This is a genomic window from Methanobacterium sp. CWC-01, assembly GCF_030323845.1.
Classification (GTDB): domain Archaea; phylum Methanobacteriota; class Methanobacteria; order Methanobacteriales; family Methanobacteriaceae; genus Methanobacterium; species Methanobacterium aridiramus.
In genome coordinates, this window is the sequence record NZ_CP040735.1 from 1,603,810 (window position 1) to 1,626,159 (window position 22,350).

Here is a 22,350-nt window from a genome sequence, read left to right on the forward strand (position 1 = left end):
CAAAGCTACTGGGGTGGATTTTTGGCTTTAAAATCACTGGTTGATTCTATTAAAAATTTTGAGGGAATAACCCGCAAAAAGAGCATAAAAAATGTGACCAGCCTGTTAGGTGACAGCTATCAGACTGCTGGTCGTACGGTTTTAAGTTTTGGTGATGATGCATCGGCCCTGGATATTGGTCACGGGGAATTGATACTCCTGGCTGCCGATGGCATGTGGGGCAAGCTCATGGAGGCTGATCCATGGTGGGCTGGTTACTGTTCCGTCCTGGTGAATGTGAATGACATTGCGGCCATGGGGGGCATACCCCTGGGTATGACTAACGTCATTTCGACCCCTGATTCTGATATATGTCGCGAGATAATGGCGGGCATCAGAGAAGGTGTTGAAAAATTTGGTGTACCAATGGTAGGGGGACATGTACACCCTGATACCCCTTACAATGCTCTGGACGTTTCCATAACTGGCATAATCGGCCGGGATGATCTGATTACCAGTGGAGGAGCCCAGGTGGATGACCAGATACTGGTGGCCATTGATCTGGATGGGGAAGTCCATCCCCAGTTCAATCTCAACTGGGATACCACCACCATGAAAAGCCCGGAACTGGTTCAGGGTCAGATCAGGGCCATGAATGAGCTGGCCCGGAAACATCTGGTTAACTCCGGCAGGGATATCAGTAATCCGGGCATCCTGGGAACTCTTGGAATGCTCTTAGAATCATCGGGGAAAGGTGGAACCGTGGAACTGGATAAAATCCCTCGCAACGAAAAAGTGAGTTGGGAGGACTGGCTTAAACTGTATCCCGGGGCAGGTTTTGTTCTAACCGTATCCGAAGAGAAGGTCCATGAATGTGAAAACATCCTGGAAAAGGTGAATATAACCTGTGGTGTGGTGGGGACTGTTTTGGAGGAAAATAAGTTGTTCTTAACCTGTGATAAAGAAAAGGAGATCGTTTTTGACTTCCAGAGGGATAGTATAATGGGAGTAAAAGAGGAAATTATCTAGGTGAGATTCATGAAGGTTCAGGTTAATGGAGACGAAATTGAACTTACCAGTGGTTCCACCATAAAGGATGCCATTGAAGCTGCCCAGGCCCCCTATCTACCTGGAAGTGTTCTGGGAGTGGTAAAGGGTAGGGAAGAAGTGGAAAGACACGTAAACAAGTACCGCTTGAAGACTCCTCAGGGAAGCATAATCATAGAATTACTCAAAAAATCCCCTCCCGAACTTATAGATCTGTGGAAGGAGCGTTACCATGACTTTTCAGGGTTAAGGGTACGTTGGATAACCTCCCAGGAAGCCTCTGTGGGACCCATAGCCACTTCCCTAAAGCCATCCCATGACGAATACACCTACCAGCGCTGGGATGTTATATTCAGTTTATCAGGATTCACTGCCGATGCCACCCACATCATATTTAGCAAGGACAAACATAACGCGGTTTATGGGGCTCCTAAGGGCAATGATGGGGTTTTTGCCAGGGTGGTGGGCGGTAAAAGAACCATAATGAAGCTTACCGATGATGACCATGTACTGGAGGTCAAACCAGTAGTGGAAAGGAAGAGCATAGTGAAAAGTGCAGCCATCATCGACCTGGAAACCGAGTTATCTGAGGGCAACCAGGTGTTCACCTACCTTCAGGTGGAACCTGAACCCAGATCACCCCAATCGGTGGAACACTTCTACGCACTTTCGGAATCAGGTAAATTACAGGTTGATTATGATTCTAATTCATTCCTGGGATCTTATGGTCTTCAGGGAATTAAGAGAGAAATAGAATGGGTTGCCAAGCGTAAAAGAGGCACTTTAACCCTACGTAACCAGGGTAAGGGTATGGGTCGGGTTTACATATACCGGGAAGACCGGGTGTCCACTCCATCCCACAACGTTTTTGGTAAAGTGGTTAAGGGGATGCAACTGGTGGATATTGCCCGCTACGGTGATGAAGTAACCCTCCAGATACATCCCGAGAGGATAATGACCCTGGCCATGACCCAGAAAGAAGCAGATGGGTTTTTAAGAGCGAATGGAATTAAGCAGATTAGGAGTGGCCTGGAGGATGATGAGGCCGTGGTGGTTCGCCAGGAGCCACATTACACCATGGAAATTGTAGAAAAAGGAGAAGTGACCACTTTTGGGGTTAAAAAAGAGGACATGGTAGAGATAGAATTGTATAACCAGGCTCCTCGTTCTACCTGGTACTTCCAGAAGATCACAGGACTCCTGGATGCCCCGGTAGGCTCCCTAAAAGTTCACTTCGCATTCCCGGGCATGAATCTTATGATGTTCCATGGAGACTCCCGGGAAGCCCGGGGACTGATCCCGGAAAACTCGCCCCAGGGCCAGGCCCGAGCCTGGGAAATTGGATTAACCAACATGTCCCGCCGTCATATTGGGATGCTGGGGATCCGTTTTGAGGACCATGATGAGTTTGGACCCACTGGAGAACCATTTCAGGGTACAAATATCCTAGGAAAAGTGGTTAAGGGTATGGAAAATCTTAAAAAATTTAAAGAAGGGGATACAGTTTATGTCCGAAGAAGAGTCTAAGGTAACCCGGATGATCATTCTGGGGCCGGCAGCCCAGGTAAGTCAAAGCCAAGTGGTGGGGGAACTGCACATGCTGGAACTTCCCCTTACCATAAAATCCACCTGTTACGGGGCGGTGGTTCATGGTAAAGAAGTGGATGTTTTAAAGGCCATAAATGAGATCAGAAAACTGGATCCAGCCAACATATTCACCAAGGATCGAGGATTCCCGCCAGGAGATCCCAGACGCTGCCGGGCCAAGAGAGGTGGGGCTCGGGAGGGATTCCATCAACTGGAAAAAGAATTCGAACTTTTAGGATACGTAGGGGAAGCCTTGGAGTGGCCAGAATCAGTTGAAATAAAAAAAGGCGGTAAGATAAGTCCCGAAGAGTTTAAAAAAATAGCTCAGGAGTGTGAAAAATGAACATAAATTCCTCATCAACTGGAGAAGATATAGCGGAACTGGCCCTGGCCATACACGAGCTGGTAAACCGCCTACCCCTGACTATGCGCACCAAAACACAACCCGGCGTTCGTATAGAGGACGGAAAGGTTATAGATTACAATTACACCGGTCCTACACTGGAACTGGTACTTAAGGAGGGAAAAATATCCCACCAGGTCCCCAAAACAGGGCCATATCAGGGTACACCCGTAGTGGTGGTTCCCATCCATGAAAGAGGCGAAGTAATCGCTGCATTGGGTGTGGTTGACATTACTCAGGGTATCTACAGTGATATCATCCAGATTACCCAGAGACCAGAAGATCTTAAAAAACCTAAGGGAGTCTAAAATGAAAATAGCAATCTTTCCACCGAACTCACTCATCCTAGCCGACCTGGTGGAGCGAAAAGGCCACGAGGCACTGGTTCTGCAGAAAGAGATAAGAAAGAAGGTTACTGACCCGGAAATCGATTCACCACCTTTTAACATCACCGAGGAGGAACCCATTAAGGGTCTTAAGTACGCGGCCATAGAGGTTCCATCCGGAGTAAGAGGCCGTATGGCCATATTCGGACCACTAATCGAGGAAGCCGATGCTGCTATTATCATGGAAGATGCACCATTCGGATTTGGATGTATTGGCTGTGCTCGGACCAATGAATTGTCTATGTACTTCCTCCGCAAGCGAGGAATCCCCGTACTGGAACTGCAGTATCCAGAAACCAGGGAGGAGACCATGGAAGTGGTTAACCAGATAAATTCCTTCCTGGATGGTTTGAAGGCAAAAGAAAAAGCTGAGGGAGAGGACTAACATGGTGAAGATAGCACAAATTTCATGCGGTACTGATTATAGTGGGGTGCAGAAGGAAATAGAAAAGGCTGCCGCTACCTTTGGTGCGGAGATAATCATACCCGAAGCTGACCTGGACTACATTAACGAGGCCTATCAGAAGTTTGGATTCAACGCCGCCAGTAGCAGCATCCGGCTTATGATCGCCCGGGCCATGTCCCTGGTAGAGGGTAAATCGGATGCCGATGCCGTTTTCATTGCCACCTGCTTCCGTTGCGCCGAGGGAGCCCTGGTACGTAATGAGATTCGTCGTTTCATACAGCAAAACACCAACCTGCCGGTGGTGACCTACTCCTTCACCGAGAGGACCAAGGCCGACGAACTGTTCATCAGGATGGAGGCTTTATCGACCATCGTGGCCCGGAAGAGCATTCTGGCCCGGGAGAAACAGGAAGGTCTAACCATGGGGATAGACTCTGGTTCCACCACTACCAAAGTGGCTATAATGGAAAATAACAAAGTCATAGGAACTGGATGGGTGCCAACTACCGATGTTATTGCTTGTAGTCAGGATGCCATGGATCAGGCCTTCGCCGACACTGGCTACAAATTAGACGATGTGGAGGGGGTAGGAGTCACTGGCTACGGTCGTCTTACCATCGGAAAACATATGAACGCCCAGCTAATCCAGGAAGAACTGTCCGTTAACGCTAAAGGAGCGGTTTATCTGGCTGACCATCAAAAGGGAGAAGCCACTGTCCTGGACATTGGAGGGATGGACAACAAGGTCATCACCGTCAACGACGGGATACCCGACAACTTCACCATGGGGGGAATCTGTGCCGGGGCATCGGGAAGGTTCCTGGAGATTACTGCTCGCCGTTTAGGAGTGGATATCAGCGAATTGGGACCCCTGGCTTTGAAGGGGGATTTCAAGCAAGCTCTACTCAACAGTTACTGTATCGTGTTTGGAATACAGGACCTGGTTACTTCCCTGGCTGCTGGTAACTCCAAGGAGAATGTGGCTGCCGCGGCCTGTTATTCAGTGGCGGAACAAGTGTACGAGCAGCAACTTCAGGAAATAGATGTGCGCGAACCCCTGATACAGGTGGGTGGAACCAGCCTCATAGAGGGCCTGGTGGAAGCAGTGTCCACCGTTCTGGGGGGTATTAATGTGATTGTACCGGAATACTCCTCCCATATTGGGGCCGTGGGTTCTGCTCTTTTGGTATCAGGATTAGGGGACCAGATGAAATGAATGTGGAATGCTACGATCCAGAGGGAGCGGCAGTGTATGAGATGATACTGCAACAGGTTTTACAGGATGTTCAGCTTACCCGCTCGGTGAAGGATGTTCAGATCTACGCCGACCCCCGGGAGCCGGTCTTTATTATAGTGGTAAAGATGGAGAAAACATCCCCCCCCATACTCCTAGAAGAATTTGCTGAATATAAATACGATAAAAAGGCTAACGAGGCATTTATTCGTATTAAGGATGAGAAATATTTACCCGCTCTTTTGAAAAAACTTTGGGAGTTGGAGGGCCGGAACAAGATTCACCAACCCAGCCGTATGGAAGTAGTGGTGGACGATCCTCAACATACCATGGCGGGAATGGTGGTTACGGATCCCCAACAGGACCTTAAAAAGAAGGTTTACGACGCGCTCTTCCGGATAATACCCGAGGGTTTCCGGGTGGTGGATCATTACTCCGAGGATGAAATAATCGCCCTGACCTGTACCGATGAGCTCATGCAGGAAAAGTGGATTGATAAGAGCCGGGAGATCATTGCCAAGATGAGGAGTGATTGAATATTATCTAGATTAGGGAGATGAAATGATGAGTGAACCTAAATTTAAAAATGAATCTAAATTTGCCCATTTAACCAAGGTACACCCCTGCTTCAGCGAGAAGATGCACGACAAAGTGGGAAGGGTCCATGTGCCCATTGCCCCCCGCTGCAACATACAGTGCAACTTCTGCACCCGGGAGATCAACAAGTGCGAAAATCGGCCCGGAGTATCCGCCCGGGTCATGAACGTCCAGCAAGCAGTGGAACATGTGGAAGATGTCATAAAGGATATGCGCATTAAAGTGGTGGGAGTAGCTGGCCCTGGAGATGCCCTGGCCAACCCGGAAACCTTCGAGTTCTTTAAGATTATCGATAAGAAATTCCCGGACCTAATTAAATGCCTTTCCACCAATGGACTATTATTACCCGATCGGATCGATGACATTGTGGAGGCCAACGTCAACTCGGTGACCGTGACCATCAACGCCGTGGATCCAGAGATTGGTCAGCACATCTACTCCAACGTATTCTACAATGGAAAACTTTACCAGGGAAAAGAGGCCTTCGAAGTGTTATCCAAGAATCAACTGGAGGGTATTGAGAAACTGGCCGGTAAGGGAGTGGTGATCAAGGTTAACAGCGTTCTAATACCTGGCCTTAACGATAAACATATCATCGACATTGCCCGTGAAGTAAAAAAACGTGGAGCTAACCTGATGAACGTTCTGCCCCTCATACCCCTCTACAAGATGAAGGATTATCCCCGACCGGGATGTGCGGAACTATCTGAGGTACGTGATGCAGTGGAAGAAATCATTCCGGTGTTCAGGGCCTGCACCCAGTGTCGGGCCGATGCCTATGGAGTGCCGGGTAAGGAAGATAAGCACCTAGACATGACCCCCGCCAGCCACTACTAAAGAGACAGTTATTATTGGAGAGTAGGGATCAAGATCCCTATAATTATTCTTTTTGATGGATCTGATGGATATGAAAACCCTGTACTGGAAAGATAATCAGCTTTACCTGTTAGACCAGACCCTGTTACCCCACGAAGTGGAGTATCTGGTGTGTGGAACTTACCAAGATGTTATATTTGCCATAAAGACTTTAATAGTCCGGGGAGCCCCGGCCATAGGTGTGGCCGCCGCCTTTGCCATGGCATTGGCGGAACTGGCCGGTGATGATCTGGAAAAAGCAGCCCAGGAGATCAAAGCCGCCCGGCCCACGGCCGTGAACCTGGCCTGGGCAGTGGACCGGGTGCTTAAATCAGAATCGGTTCTTGAAGAAGCCCTTAAAATGTACCAGGAGGATATGGATACCAATCGGGCCATGGGAAAACATGGAGCCACGGTCATAAGTGATGGTGACACCCTTCTAACCCACTGCAACGCAGGGGCCCTGGCCTGTGTGGATTACGGAACCGCCCTGGGTGTGATACGTGCCGCCCATGAAGATGGTAAGAACATCAACGTGATCTGTGACGAAACCCGGCCCGTACTTCAGGGGGCACGCTTAAGCGTGTGGGAGATGCAACAGGAGGGCATACCCGTAAAACTAATTGTTGACGGAGCGGCCGGACGTCTAATGCAGGAGGGAGAAGTTGATAAGGTTATCATCGGCGCCGATCGGGTGGCCAAGGGAGGAGTGGCCAACAAGATCGGATCCCTGATGGTGGCCCTGGCGGCCAAGAGATTTGGGGTGCCCTTCTACGTGGCCGCACCGAAAAGCACCTTCGACCATGACAATTCCATCTACGAGATTGAAATAGAGGAAAGAGACCCGGATGAAGTTTTAAGCTTCGCTGGATGCAGAGCTGCGCCATTATTTACCGAGGTGAGGAATCCGTCCTTTGATGTGGTGCCCTCGGACCTTATTACCGGCATCATCACCGAGAAGGGTATTTTGAAACCCTTCTAAAAGATCTTACCTGAATATTTTATTCTCTTAATTTCTGGGACAGATACTGGAAGGGTAGGGTTACATCCACCCCGGCCAGGTGTTTAAGGGCCATGAAAAATTCATTCCGGGTAGTAGGTTCCACAAACCATGATCTGGTCCTCACCGACTGTCCTCCTCTGTCTATTTTCACTAACCAGATATCAGCTTCCAGGGTTAATCCTGGTTCGGGACGATAATCTTCTTCCCAGTCCCAAACTCCCGCGTGGTTCAGGGCCTTCCAGAAGAGTATCCAATCATCCCTCTCCGGGGCCGATACCATGGTTAAATATTCATTCTTCTCGGATAGTCGTGAATGGGCTTCACTGAAAAAGAAAAGCCGACCTTCCACCAGTTTAAGTGTGTTATGGCCGCCCTGATCCTGGAATGAATACTCGATTTCCAGTACTTCTGGTAGAATGCTTTCCATACAAACTCCCTCCTATGAATAGCTCTCATGAATTTATAATAAAAAATTCAATTTATTTTAGCATCAACCGCCACGTGCCACTCCCCGGGCTTGGTGGACTTCACCTTCCTTATTTCAAGTATTTCTACCCGCCGGTCTTTTGCCATATTTTTAATATTTTCCACCGGATCATCTGTATCCCGGCTGAACTGGTAGTAATGCACCACCCCCCCCGGCTTCAAGTGCTCCAGGGCCGTTGGTAAAAATTCCAGGGCCGAACCAGGCAGGTTCATGATTACCCGGTCAAACTTAAGATCCATCCCTTCCAGAATGTCCTTAACATCACCCTCAAGGGGAATTATTCGTTCTTGTAATTTATTCAGCTCCAGGTTTCTTTTAAGATAGTTGATGGCCTCCGGGTTTATATCCACCGCGTAGACCTCCACCTCATGATGCCGGGCGATGGAGAGGGCGAAGGGCCCCACCCCGGTGAACATGTCCAGTATCAGTTCACCATCCTCCACCTGATCGGTAATGATCTTCCTTTCGGTGGCCAGACGGGGACTGAAGTAGACCTTCTTCACGTCCAGCATGATCCGGGTTCCGAACTCCTGGTGGATGGTCTCAGAGTGATCCTCTCCGGCCAGGTGTTCCAGTTCCCTGGTTCGGGTGATTCCCTTAACTTCACTCCCTTTACGGTAAACGGCCCGGCGTTTGGTGAACTTCAAAGCTGCCTCTGCAATGGCCTTTTTCTCACCTTCCAGTTCTTCCGGTATTTCCAGAATCACCACCTCACCAATGATGTCAAAGGATTTCTTAAGGTCCTCCATCTTCTCTGCTGGGATCTGACCTTTCAAGTATTCCTCCATACTACGGGGACTTCTTTTTGCCTCTTCAAATTCTGTTTCCACGATCTGAAGGCTTCTATCCCTCATCAAATCCTTTCCGGGTTTCTCCAGAAGGGGTAAGTAAACGTAATCCAGGGAACGTTTAATTTTAAAATCCAGGTTCAGAATTTTATTTTCCAAAAGGAACAGGCGTGCCTGGTTGGCTTCTTTCCGGGGGACCTTGAGTCCGATCATATGATTCCTCATTTTTCCCTTAAGTGAATCTTGGCAAGCTTTGCCTAACTTAATTTATGTTCTAACTTAAAATAAAATTTTATAAACCTCCCAGCCCATAACTAGGACTTGAAGGTGGAAATATGCTTTACCTGGTTGGACTGGGACTTTACGATGAAATGGACATATCCCTGAAGGGTCTGGAGGCCCTTAAATCAGCAGATGTTGTTTACGCTGAGTTTTACACGGCCCGTCTTTTTGGCGGTGATCTAAGTTCCTTAGAAGATTTAATTGGTGCGGATATAAAGATACTCCAACGGGAAGAGGTGGAAGAAGAAAACCTGCCCCTTCAGCATGCAAAGACCAGTAAGGTGGCCTTTTTAACGGCGGGGGATCCGCTGATAGCCACCACCCACACTGATCTATTAATAGAAGCTCGTAAACTGGGGATAAGTGTCCGGGTGATTCATTCCTCATCGATACTATCGGCTGCACCCGGTTTAGCTGGGTTACAGGCCTATAAATTCGGCAAGGTAACCACTATTCCCCGGCCCGAGGAGAACTACTTTCCCCATTCTCCCTATGAAGTCATAGTTAGTAACCTGAAGATGGGTCTGCACACCCTGGCCCTACTGGACATCCAGGCCCACCGTGATTACTACATGACCGCCAACGAAGGACTGCAGTATCTGTTGAGGGTGGCCCAGGACCGGGAAGATGAAGTGTTAACCGGGGATAGTTTGGCGGTGGTAGTGGCCCGGGCGGGAGCCCCAGAGCCACTGGTGCGTGCGAACAAAATCAAAAAACTGATTAAAGAGGACTTTGGAGGCCCCCTGCACTGTCTCGTCATCCCCGGGAAACTGCACTTCTTGGAGGCCGAGGCCTTGGTGGTGCTGGCTGGGGCGCCGGAGGATATTCTCCAATAACAAATCTAACGTGTTAATAAGTGGGATTAAATTAAATGACTCGAAAAGTTTACCCTAAAGCCCGACCATTCCTCAAATGGGTGGGTGGAAAAACCCAGCTACTAAAGGAATTAGAAAAACGCCTACCACCCCATATATTGGATGAAGGAGTCATCCCCAGGTATGTGGAGCCATTCCTGGGTGGCGGAGCCCTTTTCTTCCATTTGAAAGCCCATTATAAAGTTGAAGAATCATTCCTCCTGGATGCTAATCCCGAGTTGATCATGGCTTATCAGGTGATCCAGAAAAATCACCATGATCTGATACATATTTTAAGGAACATAGAAACCGATCATCTGGAAATGGCAGAAGCGCAGCGTAAAAATAATTATTACCAGATCCGGGATAGTTATAATGGGCAGATGGGCGATACGGACTACGAAAACTACTCTTCAGAGTGGGTTGAGCGGACTGCTTACCTGATATTCCTCAACAAGACTGGTTACAATGGACTGTTCCGACTCAATAAGAGTGGGGAGTACAATGTCCCCTTCGGTCGCTATCCGAATCCTACTATTTGTGATGAAGCAAACTTGCACTTGGTACATGAAGCCTTACAAAAAACCGAGCTTCTGTGCGCAGATTTCACCCAGGCTGGAGACTTCATAGAAGAGGAGACCTTAGTATACATGGACCCCCCCTACCGGCCCCTAAACCACACTTCTTATTTCACGGACTACTCTGCCAACGGATTCGGTGAAGAAGATCAGAAGAGACTGGCCCGTTTCTACCAGGATATGGATCAGCGGGGATCTTACCTAATACTCAGCAACAGTGACCCTAAAAATGAGAAACCGGATGATGAGTTCTTTGATGAGCTTTACCAGGATTATAAGATTGAAAGAGTGGCTGCTAAGCGTAATATAAATTCTGATAAGTGGGGCCGGGGAATCATCAACGAATTGATAGTTAGGAACTATCTTTAACGAATTATAATCTTATTTTAGAGGTTAATACTTACTTTATGACAGTAATAGATCATTAACTGTAAAGTACATTAGTCATGTTTCTTAGTAAATGGATAGAAAGGAGAGATATTCATGAAGGATTACATCATGGAGACCCGGGATTTAACCAAAGATTTTGGTGATTTCCGGGCCGTTGATAGGCTCAACCTTAAAATCAAACGAGGAGAAGTTTTTGGTTTTTTAGGCCCTAACGGGGCGGGTAAAACCACTTCCATCCGTATGATGGTGGGCCTGTTACGCCCCACCAGTGGACAGGTCCTGGTAAATGGCCAGGATGTTCATGAAGTGGAAAAGGGCACCATCGGGGTCTGTCCCCAGGAACTGGTGCTATGGGAACATCTAACTCCCACTGAGAGTTTGAACCTCATGGGGGATATGTACGGAATGCCCAAAAAAGACCGGCAAGAAAGGGCCGAAAAACTCTTATCCGATTTATTTTTAACAGACAAGGCCAACACCCAGGTTAAAGATCTTTCTGGTGGTATGAAACGGCGGTTGAACCTGGCTCTGGCCATTGTACACCAACCAGAGATCGTGGTTCTGGACGAACCCTCAGAAGGCCTGGATCCCCAGTCCCGTCGGGTTTTATGGAACTATATACGTTCCTTACGGGATGATGAAGGAAAAACCGTCATATTAACCACCCATCTCATGGATGAGGCGGATAAACTCTCGGACCGTATAGCCATCATTGACCACAGTAAACTGCTTCGCCTGGACACACCAGATAACCTCAAAAAGGAGATCGGTGAGGGGGATGTGGTGGATATGAAACTATCCGACCCCCAGAAAAATAAACCGGTATTACAGGCCCTGGAATTGTTGGACGAGATTGACTCCGTGCTGGAAGTGGATGGAAGATTGAATGTGCACGCCCTGGATGCGGTGGGTAAACTGCCCCAGATCATGGGCACCGTAGAATCATCAGGGGTACGTATCCTGGATCTATCAGTACGACAAAACACTCTGGAAGATGTGTTTATAGACCTAACTGGAACCCGTTTGAGGGATTAAAATGAAGTTCATCACGATTGCATCTAAAGCAGCCAAGGAACTAGTAAGAGACCGCAGAGGTCTCATTATGATACTGATCTTCCCCATGTTCTTCATGGTCGTGTTTGGCTTTGCCTTCGGAGGCATGGGAGAGGAAAACGAGCCCCACAATCTGGCCATAATCAACAACGATGAGGGAGCTACCCTACCTTTAACCTCCGAGAAGCTAAACTTTGGGGATAACTTCACCCAGATACTGAAGGACGTGGAGTATGAAGATAGTGACGTTAAAATATTCAACGTCACTGAGACAAGTCTAGAAGAAGCAGATGATCTCTTAAAAGATAGAGAAGTTGACGCTGCAGTTATAATTCCAGCTAACTTCTCTGAATCTATACTGGGCTCATTAAATGGAGTTAACACTTCTAATACTGTGTTGATCCGTGGTGACACCGGGTATGTGGAGTTCGGAATTTCTCAGGGAATACTGGTGGGGATCATCGAACAATACCAGGATGATCTGTCCACGGGATTAAAGGCCCAACTAACTGGTACAAACGTTCAAGCAGCCCCTAAACTCATTGAAAGTGATGTACAATCCCTTCCGGGTACAGAAAGCTTCACCCAATTTGATTTCCTGGCCCCGGGTATGATCGTATTCGCCATCATCCTCCTGGCCACCACCGTGGCCTCCGCCCTGACCCGGGAAGTGGACCGGGGCACATTATCACGACTTAAAATGTCTAAGATGCGATCCATTGACTTTTTATTAGGCAACATGCTACCCTGGTCACTGGTGGCCGCAGCCCAGGTCTTAATACTCCTGGGAATAGCGCTCCTGATGGGCTTCAACTGGCAGGGTGGATTGAACTCCATCCTACTGGCGTTAGTGGTGGGAGTTATTGGAGGATTGGCCTCGGTAGCCCTGGGAATGATCATCGCATCCTTTGCCAGAAATGACCAGCAGGCCACCAACCTGGCCACCATCATCACCGTACCCATGAGCTTCCTCACCGGGGCCTTTTTCCAGCTGCCCCAGGTGGTGGTGGCCAACTTCATGGGCCAGCCCTTCCAGATCTATGAGATACTACCCTGGACCCATACCCTCACTGCCATGCGGACGGTACTAACCTTTGGAGGAGGATGGGATGATATAGCCTACCAGGTGGGATGGTCCATACTATTAACCGCCATAATATTTTTCTTGGGAGTTATAATCTTCTCCCGAACCAGATTAAAACCAGAATCATAGGAGAAAATAATATGTCTGAAAAAAAAACTGCACAAACACGGTGGAAAGTCCAGTGAAGCGATCCTGGATGCCAAACGAGTATTATCATCACTCCAGCTATCCGAAGGCGATGTGTTCATGGACGCCGGTTGTGGTGATGGCTTCATATCCCGAGAAGCATCTAAAATAGTGGGCGCTGAGGGTAAGGTATGGGCTGTGGACCGTTACAGCCAGTCCCTGGATATTTTACGGGAGAAAGTAGCTGAAGGGGAAATCGAAAATCTGGAAGTGGTGGAAGCTGACTTAACCCGGAAGTTACCACTGGAAGATGAAATTGTGGATTTATGTCTAATGGCCAACGTTCTGCACGGTTTCGTCTACAATGAAGAACTGGATCAGGTTATTCCCGAGCTTTTAAGAATCATGAAAAATAGGGGTAGGCTGGCTATTGTGGAGTTTAAGAAGATAGAAGGCACACCCGGACCTCCCCTATCGAGTCGTATCACAGCGGAGGAAGTTAACTCCGCCCTGGAAAGCAGGGGCTTCCAATCCCAGGAAGAGATGGAAGTGGGACCCTACCATTACGCTGTGGTCTTAGTTAAAAAATGAGGAAAAGAATATTAATTAATTTTCTTTTAATTAGCTGAACCTTTTTCTCTTTTGCTGTATGATGCTGGTGCCTTCTCTCATTCCTACTTTCTTTAACTTCTCACCACATTCAGGACATGTCTGTCCTTTTTTTCCAGATTTTTGATGGTTGCAATTGGTATTGGGACATAGGTACTGGTCAAACATTTCATAGCCTCCGTAGGTGGTTGTTGTTTTTTTTGGTTAAATTTTTTGTGTCATGTAGATTCTAGCACAGGGAGAAATCAAAATATTTTCTGATTATAATACTTAAACTTACTATTTTCTGAAATGAATGTAAATACTAGTTAGTCTATACTAACATTGGGGAGTTAATTTTTTCTCCATCCAACCAATCGAATATGTCTCCCCTTGGTCTTTATATGTGAAAGGCCCCCGGATCTGTGGAGGTTAAAAGGACACGATGCCATATAAGCCTCCTGGAGTTAAGCCTGTACTGTGATTCCTTCTAAACCTCCAACCTATCCCGTTTCCAAGTACTGATTTAAAATATTTATCTTAAATTTAGGAAATTTCATTTTAATTGGGACATGGGCCCATTTCGTTTTATTTTCACCCAGAAACAGCCTCTTTAATTTAATATAACCCCGTATACTTCAACACAAAATCAGAATATTCACTATCCAGTATCCGGAGTGCAGCCATGGTCTCGGGAGAGGAGGCACAGCGCATCTCCACCAGGTTCCTTAAAGTCCCATTCTTCATATGGGCTTTCACTTCCCGGATAACGAAGTCCATACTGTTTTTATTGTACTCTAAAAGTCCGGAGTAGTCCATATCATATTTTTCCTTATGGTAGATCTCATAGTTCGCCACCGGATAGTTAAAGTCAGGGGTGAGCATAACCCCTAGTAGGGCATGGTATCCGCAGGACGCATCTCCAAAAAGGTCCACCCCCAGGTAGGAAAGCAGGGGGATGAAGTTCAGATGACAGAAGGGCACGTATAAAGATGAATTAGGATTTATAGCCTCCCGGATCGCTACCATCGTCTCCACCAGATTTCGGGGTCTTTTTAGGAGTTTATCAACGTTAGCCAAAAGAAAATTCCTATAGCCCAACTTTTCCAGTTCCTGAGCACATTCCAGCCGAAGATCCAAGTACTTGGCCCCGTGGATCACGGCTGTATCATCCCGATTACCTTCTTGTGCTTTCAGGATGGTCTCCGCCACTGACCATTGGGCCAGGGTCCGGGGCACTTCATAGGGCATGGGCTGGTTATCCACCACAGCTACTTGCTCGGCGTCCAGTATGGTGGGTGTTATAAGGTTGTTCCACTTGCCCAGCCGGGCAGGGCCGTCGTGTAGGGTTATCTCCAACATGGGATCATCTTTTCAATTAATTAATCAATTATCAATATTTAATTTATTATATTCCTTAATTATTATAGCCACTATTCCGGCAGCCTGTAACTCCAGGGTACCCATAAGACCACCATTATTATCCCCACTATCACCAGGGATAATAGGAATATCCCGATATTCTGGATGAGGCTGAAGGCTTCTGCGTAGAGGATTAGCCATAATGCCAGAAACAGCAGCCACATAAATCCAAAGAAGATGGTAAAGTATACACGTCTGGCCTCGGGTTGTGGTTCACCCATCCGGTCACCCCCTACTATTACTTTAAGTTTTTTACCATATTTTTAGATTACCAAATCGAGTGTAACCTAAAAGGTGACACAAAGCAATTTTTCCGCAACCTATATATATGGAACCAAATACACCCTTCATTGGTAATCATAAGTTTTTCTAGATACTAATATGATGGCCGGGGCGTGAACTATAAATGAGTTTCCTGAATCGCTTAAAAAAAGTTTTAACTGGCGAAGATGAGCCAGAACAAAAAATACCAGAAGAACCAGCGAAAACCGAAGAGCCCCAGACAGAAACAGAGCCAGAGCAAACCCCGGTTGAAGAAACAGAGCCAGAAACAGTTGCTGATGAACCAGTGAAAGTCGAAGTTGAAACTATTCCTGAGGAGGAAGCTCCCCATGAAGAAGAGTCAACCGAAGAACAAATCATCGAACCAGAAGAACAAGTAACACCAGTCATTTCAGAGTCGGAGAAGACGGATGAAACCGAACCAGAATCCCCAGAAGAGAAAACCGAGGAACCTTCAGAAGATGAGCCTTCAGAAGAATCAGAAGAAGCTGTTGAAGAACCTAAAAAGGAAAGGAGTGAAAGTATGACGTTACTCAATGCGGATGAAAATAAAATAACCCGTGCTGATATAGATCCAAAATTCAAACAAGAAGTAATGGACGCCGGTGCCGAAAGTGTGGCTATCTGCTTCCAGTGCGGTACCTGTACCGGTGCCTGCCCCTCCGGGAGGAGAACTCCCTACCGGGTCCGACAACTGGTGCGCCGAGCCGTTATGGGCCTCAAAGACGATGTCATATCTGATGACACCATCTGGATGTGCACCACCTGCTACGAATGCCAGGAAAGATGCCCACGGGGCATTAAGATTGTGGACGTAGTTAAGATCGTGCGAAACTACGCTGCCCAGGCCGGATACATGGCCCCTGCCCACAAGGCAGTAGGATCCTTCGTTTTAAAAACAGGACACGGTGTGCCAATTAACGATGCCACCATGGAACTCAGAAAACGAGTGGGACTGGATGAACTACCACCAACCACCCACACCTTCCCCGAAGCACTAGAGGAAGTTCAGACGATAATCAAGACTGCCGGTTTCGATAAGCTCATAGGCTACAACTGGGAGAAAGGAGAACTAGAATAAGGTGATAATATGGCTGAACAAGAATTTGCCTACTTCTTAGGATGCATCATGAACAACCGGTACCCCGGTATTGAGAAAGCAACCCGAATCATGTTTGATAAATTGGGCGTAGGACTTAAAGACATGGAAGGAGCATCCTGTTGCCCTGCTCCAGGGGTATTCGGATCCTTCGACCGACTCACCTGGGCTTCAATAGCTGCCCGGAACATCACCATCGCTGAAGATCAGGGTAATGACATCATGACCGAATGTAACGGCTGTTTTGGTTCCTTATACGAAACCAACCACCTCTTACACGAAGACCCTGAAATGAAGGAAAAGGTAAACAAAGTACTGGCTGAAGCAAACCGTGAATTCAAGGGCGAAATCCAAGTCCGACACTTTGCGGAAATCCTCTACAACGATGTGGGACTGGACAAACTAGCCGAAGCTGTCACTAAACCTTTAAATCTCAATGTAGCAGTGCACTACGGTTGCCACTTCCTCAAACCCAGCGAAGCAATCGGAATCGATGACCCTATCCAGCCCACCATCCTGGATGAACTGGTGGAAGTCACCGGAGCTAAATCCATACCATACAAGGACAAAATGATGTGCTGTGGAGCTGGTGGAGGTTTAAGATCCCGGGATAACGACGTAACCGCTGATTTCACCAAGGAAAAACTCACCAACATGAGAGAAGCTGGTGTGGACGCCATCATCAACGTCTGTCCCTTCTGCCACTTACAGTTCGATGTGGGGCAAATGGAGACCAACAACAAGTTCGGTACCGACTTCGAAATACCCGTCTTCCACCTGGCCCAACTCTATGGTATGGCCATGGGAGTCAGTATAGACGACCTCACTGTGGATGCTCACCAAATATGCGTTGACTCCGCACTGGAAAAATGTGAGGAAGGCTTGATCTCTTCGGATGAAATAACTGGTGGAGAATAACTCTCCCCAAACTTTTTCTTTTTTTAATATCGCTAACTTTTTAACTTTCAACATCCAAATTACTTTTAAAAATAAATGAGGTGTTACTTTTGTTTGTAGCCAGCCTGGTTGGTATCTTCAGATACACTGAACTACCCGAAAAATTTGGACCCTTCGTGCAGTACAAGGCCTCCATGGAAGATAAACAGATTAAAATGGATGAAGATATTGCCATCTTAAATATTAGTGGCACGGAAAGTTATCACGTCCTGTTTTTAAGCTCGTACCAGGATATTAAAGAAATAGAAGCAGAACTAAAGGATGCTCATGCTGAAATAAACTTCAGCACCAAGAAAATATTGGAAGGCCATTTATGAGTTCACTTCCTGCCGAACAGACCTGGATGATCCTGGTGGAACTTTTAACCGACCTGCGCCGTCATAAAGTGCAGATCCCGCCCTCCATACCCCAGAACATCCGACTGGCCAAGACCACCATCAACTTTTACAAGGTGGACCCCACTGATCCAGAGCGGATCATGGAGGCTAAGAGGATGAATGAGTTTTTAACATCTGTTCAGGAGGCCCTGATGGCCCTGGCAGATGAGAGGGGGAAAGAATACTCTGACCACTGGCTGGATAAACTTAGAAGAGCAGCACGGGGTGAAGAAGTCTATCCCCTGAAGGAGGAGCGATCCAAGTTCGTGGTGGGCGCACCCCCCGGCTTTTCCATGGTCCGGGTGAACTTCAAGATACCCCTGGCCGAGGATCGGGTTCAGGAAATAGCCGAATACCATAACGTCATCATCGAATTTGAAGATGACCGACTGGTGGCGGTCTATGGTGATCCAGAAAATCTCAAGTTGAGTCTCAAGGAACTGGGTTCATTCTTCAAAGAACAGATTGAACCATAATTCTCCCTTTTTGTTCATCCCTTTTCTACTATGGATTTAAATTGTAATTTTAGATCGGAGGATTAAAATGAAGATCCTGGCAGTAACTGATATGCATGGTGACTTCAGACCCCTAATAAACTATTTGAAAACTAACCAGGTGGATCTGGTCCTATTGGCCGGTGATATTACCCACTTTGGCCCGGCCAAATTGGGCGAAGATATCTTAAACGAGATCAGCTCCTATGATGTCCCAGTTATGGTTATACCGGGTAACTGCGACCCCGAATCCATCCATGGTGAGATCGAACGCTCCCGTGCCATTAACATCCATGCTCGGAGTTCTGTGGTTAAGAATGTGGGTATTTGTGGCTTTGGTGGTTCCAATCCCACTCCCTTCAACACTCCCCTGGAGTTTGAGGAAGTGGAGATCTATGATGAGGCTAAAAAGGCCCTGGAAGGGATAAAGGACCATAAAATAACTATTTTTGTAACCCACGCCCCACCACACGGTACTAAAACCGACCTACTTCCCTCCGGGGAACACGCAGGAAGTACCAGCCTACGCCAGGTTATAGAGGAATTCCAGCCCACCATAAATATCTGTGGTCATATCCACGAATCCAGGGGGACAGACAGAATCGGCCGGACCCAGGTGGTGAACCCCGGTAAACTGGATGAAGGTTATGCCTGTCTAATTACCATCTCTGAAGAGGGGGAAAATAGGCCCGATATTGAAACAGAACTAATCGATTTAGATCTGAAAAAATCTTGAATAAAGCATGGGGCTTTTATTAGAGAATGATGGGTAATAATTTAATGTTAGAAAATGATTTAAAGGTGGGAAACCTATCTTCATTTAGATACTTTTTTTACTTTAAAAAGGTGAGTAGATGAGCATGATCATGGTTGAAGGAGAAGTAGGTGGTAAGAAATACAGGGAACCCTTCTCGAAGGGAGTTCTGGCCAGGTCTCTTACCCGGGCCGAGATGGACCCCAACAAGGCTTACACCTTTGCCTCCCAGGTCGAAGCTCACCTCAAACGAGAAGGAGTGGAAGTAATTATGCTGGAGGACCTCATAAAGGAGGTCATCGAGAAATTACAGGATGAGGATAAGAAAATAGCCTCCAAGTACCGGCACTGGAAAAATCTTCGCCGCTGTACTGATCCTTTGATTATCCTGGTGGGGGGTGCTTCCGGGGTGGGAACCAGCTCCATTGCATTTGAAGTAGCCAACCGGCTGGGCATCCGTAACATGATCAGCACTGACATGATAAGGGAGGTCATGCGTAAAACCAGCTCCAAGGAACTTATTCCCACCTTATACGAGTCCAGTTACACTGCATATCTCTCCCTGCGCATTCCACCACCATCCGAATCCGACCAGGTGCTCATTGGTTTCCGGGACCATGTGGATACGGTTAGCGTGGGAGTGGAGGCCGTAATTGAACGGGCCATCAAAGAGGGAATAAGCATAGTCATTGAAGGCGTCCATATTGTGCCTGGATTTATCAGAGAAGACCTGGTATCACTCAGCAATGTCAAAATGTTCGTTCTTACCCTTCAAGATGAGGAAGTGCACCGAGGACGTTTTTATTCCCGTTGCCGGCAGATGTGGGCTCGAAGGCCACTGAAAAGATACATGGACTCCTTTGATGATATCCGGAGAACCCACCTCTACTTTGAAAGCCAGGCTAACAAGTTTCATATACCGGTCATCGAGAACATTGATGTTACCACTACCATTGATTCAATTATCGAGAACATAACACAGACTTACGGAAGTGAAGAAGATGTTAAAGGAACTGAAGGTTAAAGATGTAATGACAAAGGGCGTAATTACCGTTGAACCAAAAGAAGACGTGGTTTTTGCCTTTGAAAAGTTGATGAAACACCGGGTAAGCTCTCTGCCCGTCATGGATGGGGAGATGCTGGTGGGTATTGTAACGGCCACTGACCTGGGCCATAACCTGATACTGGATAAGTACGAGTTGGGTACCACCGTGGATCAGGTAATGATCAAAGACGTGGTCTGTGTCAGTCCGGACGATGATCTTGTAACCGCAGTTCGCAAGATGAATCAGCACGGTAACGAGGAGGGGATCATCAACCAGTTGGTGGTTATTGAGGACCACCAGATTAAGGGAATAGTCTCCGACGGAGATATTATAAGAGTTATAGGTGTTTAACGGATAAAATTAGTAGATATGTATTTTTTTTAAAAAATAGAGACAACTCCCCTTATTTTTGGTGGGGAGTTACCCGGGGAGTGAAGGAATCACACAGACTGGGGAACTTCTTGCCCAGTTCCATCTCCAGCTTTTCTATAATTTCCTCTTCAATTTCCGGACTTTTGGTTACCTCCACACTGAAGGAGTCGTTACTCAAACTGACATCCATGACTTCTTCCCCGATGTTGAAAACAAACTCCACAGTTTCTCCGTCATCCAGATCAGCAGCTACTTCTTCCAATAACTCTTCAGTAAATTTCAGGAGTTTAGTTTCGTCGGGAAGATGGGTGTTCTGGCTGGTGGTGATCTTTTTTATTAGAAAGGGAGCACAGCCCTCGGTACGTGCTGCTTTTCGGTTCACCCAAAAGGTAACCACCATCACCTTCTTCCTATTATCTATGGGGCTCTCATAGTCCATCGATTTCATATCCATTCACCTCGTTTAATTTTCACCCATCTGTTTGATCTTCAGAGCCATCTGTTTACCCATCTCGTAACAGTGGTCCAGTTCCTCGGCGGTGGGCTGATAATTAATCTCATACTTTTCTAAGACCTCAAATCCAGACTTTTCTAACCAATCCGCCACTCGGTCCACAGCCTTGCCACTCCAGCCCTTGGATCCGAAGGTGGCCGCCAGCCTTTTCAATCCGGTACGCTGAAAGCTCAAACCCTCCAGGTACATTAAAAGGTCGCCCAGGCTGGGATAGGGTCCGTTAAACAGGGTGGGAGTCCCTAAGAGAATGGCTTTACTGTCCAGGATGTCCTTCACAATCTCACTACGGTCATCCTCATGCAGGAAGTACATACGAACCTTAACCCTTTCACTCATGAGTCCCTCGGCCAGGGCATGGGCCATCTGCCGGGTGGAGTAGTGCATGGTATCGTAGACGATGGTGGCTTTGTCTTCACACACACCCGAGGCCCAGTTGCTGTAGGCCCCCATGATCTTCAATGGTTCGGTCCAGATCTGACCGTGGCTAGGTGCAATCATCAGGATCTGCTCCAGAAGTCCCAGGTCAGTGACCTCCTTGAATTTGTGGAGGACCAGCATGGAGGCCGGGGTCACCAGGTTGGCGTAGAACTTCTGGGCGGCATCCATCAGGAGGTACTCGGGTATTTCATGGTCATAACGTTCAGTTAAGCACAGATGCTGTCCGAAAGCGTCGTTGGAAAATAATATGCCCTCGTCTACCAGGAGGGTGAACATGCTGTCCGGCCAGTGGAGCATCTTGGCATCCAGGAAGGCGAAGGTCAGGCCCCCCACTTCCAATTTGTCCCCGGTCTTCACTGCCTGGAAATCAGCGCCCTCCAGTCCGGGGTAGTGCTGTTTAAGCCCGGTTATGGCCACCGCGCTGCAGTAGATGGGTGCCTTGGGGAAGCGTTTGTGTACTTCGGTGAGGGCTCCGCTATGATCCCTTTCAATGTGGTTCTGGATAATCACGTCGATGTTAACTTCCTTCCCCTCCTGAGCAAAGGCATCTTCTATCCGGCCCCATAACTGAGCTGAACTCCCAGGATAAGTGTTGTCTATAAGAACGGTTTTATCATCCCCAAAAACCAGATAGGCATTGTAGGTGGTTCCACCCAGGGTATAACCATGATAGTTCCGTATATCCCAATCTAAAACTCCCACCCAATAAACTGCTTCTCCTATTTTAACTGCATCTGCTTTCATCTCATACCTCCACAACAGTTAGCTGCCAAAAACCCCCCGGGGCCTTTTTCAAAGAAACTATTAATTTATAAGCATAGTTGTATCTGCTGGATGTGACAATTATTTTTTTCCATTTAATAGTATG

28 protein-coding genes are annotated in these 22,350 nt (G+C 47.4%); 21 read left to right on the forward strand and 7 right to left on the reverse strand.

Features of this window, described 5'->3' with window-relative positions; all coding sequences use genetic code 11:
• Positions 1-21 precede the first annotated feature (21 nt).
• The 9 genes from FGU46_RS08740 (at position 22) to mtnA (ending at position 7,476) form a co-directional block, all read left to right on the forward strand.
• The gene (locus FGU46_RS08740; protein ID WP_286474194.1) at positions 22-1,008 is read left to right on the forward strand and encodes a methanogenesis marker 2 protein; all 987 of its coding nucleotides are present in this window, start codon (positions 22-24) and stop codon (positions 1,006-1,008) included.
• A gap of 9 nt (positions 1,009-1,017) precedes the next feature.
• Positions 1,018-2,553 (forward strand): methyl-coenzyme M reductase-associated protein Mmp3, encoded by a 1,536-nt coding sequence (gene mmp3, locus FGU46_RS08745; RefSeq protein ID WP_286474196.1) that lies wholly within the window; start codon positions 1,018-1,020, stop codon positions 2,551-2,553.
• The gene (locus tag FGU46_RS08750; RefSeq protein ID WP_415926586.1) at positions 2,501-2,956 is read left to right on the forward strand and encodes a methanogenesis marker 6 protein; all 456 of its coding nucleotides are present in this window, start codon (positions 2,501-2,503) and stop codon (positions 2,954-2,956) included. Before mmp3 ends, FGU46_RS08750 begins: the two co-directional genes overlap by 53 nt.
• A complete protein-coding gene (locus FGU46_RS08755) occupies positions 2,953-3,324 on the forward strand; it encodes a DUF2111 domain-containing protein (protein WP_286474200.1) in 372 nt (123 codons plus the stop codon). The genes FGU46_RS08750 and FGU46_RS08755 overlap by 4 nt, the downstream gene beginning before the upstream one ends.
• A gap of 1 nt (position 3,325) precedes the next feature.
• A complete protein-coding gene (locus tag FGU46_RS08760; RefSeq protein ID WP_286474202.1) occupies positions 3,326-3,787 on the forward strand; it encodes a methanogenesis marker 5 protein in 462 nt (153 codons plus the stop codon).
• Position 3,788: 1 nt separating this feature from the next.
• Positions 3,789-5,024 (forward strand): methanogenesis marker 15 protein, encoded by a 1,236-nt coding sequence (locus FGU46_RS08765; RefSeq protein WP_286474205.1) that lies wholly within the window; start codon positions 3,789-3,791, stop codon positions 5,022-5,024.
• Positions 5,021-5,578, forward strand: coding sequence for a methanogenesis marker 17 protein (locus FGU46_RS08770; RefSeq protein WP_286474208.1), 558 nt, complete (start codon positions 5,021-5,023; stop codon positions 5,576-5,578). The genes FGU46_RS08765 and FGU46_RS08770 overlap by 4 nt, the downstream gene beginning before the upstream one ends.
• 28 nt (positions 5,579-5,606) lie before the next feature.
• Entirely contained in the window at positions 5,607-6,476 is an 870-nt protein-coding gene (locus FGU46_RS08775; protein WP_286478427.1) for a radical SAM protein, read from the forward strand.
• A 70-nt stretch (positions 6,477-6,546) separates the two neighbouring features.
• Positions 6,547-7,476, forward strand: coding sequence for an S-methyl-5-thioribose-1-phosphate isomerase (gene mtnA / locus FGU46_RS08780; protein WP_286478429.1), 930 nt, complete (start codon positions 6,547-6,549; stop codon positions 7,474-7,476).
• A 19-nt stretch (positions 7,477-7,495) separates the two neighbouring features.
• On the opposite strand, the gene FGU46_RS08785 is transcribed toward mtnA, so the two are convergent.
• Positions 7,496-7,924: a hypothetical protein gene (locus tag FGU46_RS08785; protein ID WP_286474211.1), complete on the reverse strand. Its 429-nt coding sequence runs from the start codon at positions 7,922-7,924 to the stop codon at positions 7,496-7,498.
• A gap of 47 nt (positions 7,925-7,971) precedes the next feature.
• On the reverse strand, positions 7,972-8,985 hold the full coding sequence (locus FGU46_RS08790) for a class I SAM-dependent methyltransferase (protein ID WP_286474214.1): 1,014 nt from the start codon (positions 8,983-8,985) through the stop codon (positions 7,972-7,974).
• A 122-nt stretch (positions 8,986-9,107) separates the two neighbouring features.
• On the opposite strand from FGU46_RS08790, the gene dph5 reads away from it, so the two are divergent.
• The 5 genes from dph5 to FGU46_RS08815 all read left to right on the forward strand — a co-directional run bounded on the left by dph5 (position 9,108) and on the right by FGU46_RS08815 (position 13,730).
• Complete coding sequence (gene dph5 / locus FGU46_RS08795; RefSeq protein ID WP_286474217.1) at positions 9,108-9,890, forward strand: diphthine synthase; 783 nt, start codon at positions 9,108-9,110, stop codon at positions 9,888-9,890.
• 35 nt (positions 9,891-9,925) lie between these two features.
• Positions 9,926-10,855, forward strand: coding sequence for a DNA adenine methylase (locus tag FGU46_RS08800; RefSeq protein ID WP_286474219.1), 930 nt, complete (start codon positions 9,926-9,928; stop codon positions 10,853-10,855).
• A 114-nt stretch (positions 10,856-10,969) separates the two neighbouring features.
• Positions 10,970-11,911, forward strand: coding sequence for an ABC transporter ATP-binding protein (locus FGU46_RS08805; protein ID WP_286474222.1), 942 nt, complete (start codon positions 10,970-10,972; stop codon positions 11,909-11,911).
• Position 11,912: 1 nt separating this feature from the next.
• The gene (locus FGU46_RS08810; RefSeq protein WP_286474226.1) at positions 11,913-13,142 is read left to right on the forward strand and encodes an ABC transporter permease; all 1,230 of its coding nucleotides are present in this window, start codon (positions 11,913-11,915) and stop codon (positions 13,140-13,142) included.
• Positions 13,143-13,205: 63 nt separating this feature from the next.
• Positions 13,206-13,730 carry a class I SAM-dependent methyltransferase gene (locus tag FGU46_RS08815; RefSeq protein ID WP_286478432.1) on the forward strand — a complete coding sequence of 175 codons (525 nt, stop codon included), beginning with the start codon at positions 13,206-13,208 and terminating at the stop codon, positions 13,728-13,730.
• A gap of 30 nt (positions 13,731-13,760) precedes the next feature.
• Here the strand turns inward: FGU46_RS08815 and FGU46_RS08820 are convergent, their stop codons facing one another.
• The 3 genes from FGU46_RS08820 to FGU46_RS08830 all read right to left on the reverse strand — a co-directional run bounded on the left by FGU46_RS08820 (position 13,761) and on the right by FGU46_RS08830 (position 15,370).
• The gene (locus tag FGU46_RS08820) at positions 13,761-13,916 is read right to left on the reverse strand and encodes a hypothetical protein (protein WP_286474229.1); all 156 of its coding nucleotides are present in this window, start codon (positions 13,914-13,916) and stop codon (positions 13,761-13,763) included.
• 429 nt (positions 13,917-14,345) lie between these two features.
• Positions 14,346-15,089, reverse strand: a complete 744-nt coding sequence (locus tag FGU46_RS08825; protein ID WP_286474232.1) for an archaeosine tRNA-ribosyltransferase — start codon at positions 15,087-15,089, stop codon at positions 14,346-14,348.
• 71 nt (positions 15,090-15,160) lie between these two features.
• Complete coding sequence (locus FGU46_RS08830; RefSeq protein ID WP_286474235.1) at positions 15,161-15,370, reverse strand: hypothetical protein; 210 nt, start codon at positions 15,368-15,370, stop codon at positions 15,161-15,163.
• 185 nt (positions 15,371-15,555) lie between these two features.
• Between FGU46_RS08830 and hdrC the strand changes: the two genes are divergently transcribed.
• From hdrC to FGU46_RS08865, 7 genes are all read left to right on the forward strand, one after another.
• Positions 15,556-16,512 carry a CoB--CoM heterodisulfide reductase subunit C gene (gene hdrC, locus FGU46_RS08835; protein WP_286474238.1) on the forward strand — a complete coding sequence of 319 codons (957 nt, stop codon included), beginning with the start codon at positions 15,556-15,558 and terminating at the stop codon, positions 16,510-16,512.
• Between the two features lie 9 nt (positions 16,513-16,521).
• Complete coding sequence (gene hdrB / locus FGU46_RS08840) at positions 16,522-17,448, forward strand: CoB--CoM heterodisulfide reductase subunit B (protein ID WP_286474240.1); 927 nt, start codon at positions 16,522-16,524, stop codon at positions 17,446-17,448.
• A gap of 89 nt (positions 17,449-17,537) precedes the next feature.
• On the forward strand, positions 17,538-17,804 hold the full coding sequence (locus FGU46_RS08845; protein WP_286474243.1) for a DUF749 domain-containing protein: 267 nt from the start codon (positions 17,538-17,540) through the stop codon (positions 17,802-17,804).
• Complete coding sequence (locus tag FGU46_RS08850) at positions 17,801-18,340, forward strand: DUF2096 domain-containing protein (protein WP_286474245.1); 540 nt, start codon at positions 17,801-17,803, stop codon at positions 18,338-18,340. Before FGU46_RS08845 ends, FGU46_RS08850 begins: the two co-directional genes overlap by 4 nt.
• A gap of 67 nt (positions 18,341-18,407) precedes the next feature.
• Positions 18,408-19,094: a metallophosphoesterase family protein gene (locus FGU46_RS08855; protein WP_286474248.1), complete on the forward strand. Its 687-nt coding sequence runs from the start codon at positions 18,408-18,410 to the stop codon at positions 19,092-19,094.
• A 124-nt stretch (positions 19,095-19,218) separates the two neighbouring features.
• Positions 19,219-20,136: a 2-phosphoglycerate kinase gene (locus tag FGU46_RS08860; protein ID WP_286478434.1), complete on the forward strand. Its 918-nt coding sequence runs from the start codon at positions 19,219-19,221 to the stop codon at positions 20,134-20,136.
• The gene (locus tag FGU46_RS08865) at positions 20,114-20,509 is read left to right on the forward strand and encodes a CBS domain-containing protein (protein ID WP_286474251.1); all 396 of its coding nucleotides are present in this window, start codon (positions 20,114-20,116) and stop codon (positions 20,507-20,509) included. The genes FGU46_RS08860 and FGU46_RS08865 overlap by 23 nt, the downstream gene beginning before the upstream one ends.
• A 52-nt stretch (positions 20,510-20,561) precedes the next feature.
• Here the strand turns inward: FGU46_RS08865 and FGU46_RS08870 are convergent, their stop codons facing one another.
• Both FGU46_RS08870 and FGU46_RS08875 read right to left on the reverse strand, forming a co-directional pair.
• Entirely contained in the window at positions 20,562-20,978 is a 417-nt protein-coding gene (locus FGU46_RS08870) for a hypothetical protein (protein ID WP_286474253.1), read from the reverse strand.
• 15 nt (positions 20,979-20,993) lie between these two features.
• Positions 20,994-22,226 carry an FprA family A-type flavoprotein gene (locus FGU46_RS08875; protein ID WP_286474256.1) on the reverse strand — a complete coding sequence of 411 codons (1,233 nt, stop codon included), beginning with the start codon at positions 22,224-22,226 and terminating at the stop codon, positions 20,994-20,996.
• Positions 22,227-22,350 lie beyond the last annotated feature (124 nt).

Bases quoted from the DNA above. Each gene is read 5' to 3' on its own strand.
- FGU46_RS08755 (WP_286474200.1), top strand. From the start codon at position 2,953: ATGAACATAAATTCCTCATCAACTGGAGAAGATATAGCGGAACTGGCC.
- FGU46_RS08800 (WP_286474219.1), top strand. From the start codon at position 9,926: ATGACTCGAAAAGTTTACCCTAAAGCCCGACCATTCCTCAAATGGGTG.
- dph5 (WP_286474217.1), top strand. From the start codon at position 9,108: ATGCTTTACCTGGTTGGACTGGGACTTTACGATGAAATGGACATATCC.
- FGU46_RS08805 (WP_286474222.1), top strand. From the start codon at position 10,970: ATGAAGGATTACATCATGGAGACCCGGGATTTAACCAAAGATTTTGGT.
- FGU46_RS08860 (WP_286478434.1), top strand. From the start codon at position 19,219: ATGATCATGGTTGAAGGAGAAGTAGGTGGTAAGAAATACAGGGAACCC.
- FGU46_RS08820 (WP_286474229.1), bottom strand. From the start codon at position 13,916: ATGTTTGACCAGTACCTATGTCCCAATACCAATTGCAACCATCAAAAA.
- FGU46_RS08850 (WP_286474245.1), top strand. From the start codon at position 17,801: ATGAGTTCACTTCCTGCCGAACAGACCTGGATGATCCTGGTGGAACTT.
- FGU46_RS08765 (WP_286474205.1), top strand. From the start codon at position 3,789: ATGGTGAAGATAGCACAAATTTCATGCGGTACTGATTATAGTGGGGTG.
- FGU46_RS08810 (WP_286474226.1), top strand. From the start codon at position 11,913: ATGAAGTTCATCACGATTGCATCTAAAGCAGCCAAGGAACTAGTAAGA.
- FGU46_RS08870 (WP_286474253.1), bottom strand. From the start codon at position 20,978: ATGAAATCGATGGACTATGAGAGCCCCATAGATAATAGGAAGAAGGTG.
- mtnA (WP_286478429.1), top strand. From the start codon at position 6,547: ATGAAAACCCTGTACTGGAAAGATAATCAGCTTTACCTGTTAGACCAG.
- FGU46_RS08830 (WP_286474235.1), bottom strand. From the start codon at position 15,370: ATGGGTGAACCACAACCCGAGGCCAGACGTGTATACTTTACCATCTTC.
- FGU46_RS08785 (WP_286474211.1), bottom strand. From the start codon at position 7,924: ATGGAAAGCATTCTACCAGAAGTACTGGAAATCGAGTATTCATTCCAG.
- FGU46_RS08790 (WP_286474214.1), bottom strand. From the start codon at position 8,985: ATGATCGGACTCAAGGTCCCCCGGAAAGAAGCCAACCAGGCACGCCTG.
- FGU46_RS08760 (WP_286474202.1), top strand. From the start codon at position 3,326: ATGAAAATAGCAATCTTTCCACCGAACTCACTCATCCTAGCCGACCTG.
- FGU46_RS08875 (WP_286474256.1), bottom strand. From the start codon at position 22,226: ATGAAAGCAGATGCAGTTAAAATAGGAGAAGCAGTTTATTGGGTGGGA.
- mmp3 (WP_286474196.1), top strand. From the start codon at position 1,018: ATGAAGGTTCAGGTTAATGGAGACGAAATTGAACTTACCAGTGGTTCC.
- FGU46_RS08775 (WP_286478427.1), top strand. From the start codon at position 5,607: ATGAGTGAACCTAAATTTAAAAATGAATCTAAATTTGCCCATTTAACC.
- hdrC (WP_286474238.1), top strand. From the start codon at position 15,556: ATGAGTTTCCTGAATCGCTTAAAAAAAGTTTTAACTGGCGAAGATGAG.
- FGU46_RS08855 (WP_286474248.1), top strand. From the start codon at position 18,408: ATGAAGATCCTGGCAGTAACTGATATGCATGGTGACTTCAGACCCCTA.
- hdrB (WP_286474240.1), top strand. From the start codon at position 16,522: ATGGCTGAACAAGAATTTGCCTACTTCTTAGGATGCATCATGAACAAC.
- FGU46_RS08865 (WP_286474251.1), top strand. From the start codon at position 20,114: ATGTTAAAGGAACTGAAGGTTAAAGATGTAATGACAAAGGGCGTAATT.
- FGU46_RS08825 (WP_286474232.1), bottom strand. From the start codon at position 15,089: ATGTTGGAGATAACCCTACACGACGGCCCTGCCCGGCTGGGCAAGTGG.
- FGU46_RS08770 (WP_286474208.1), top strand. From the start codon at position 5,021: ATGAATGTGGAATGCTACGATCCAGAGGGAGCGGCAGTGTATGAGATG.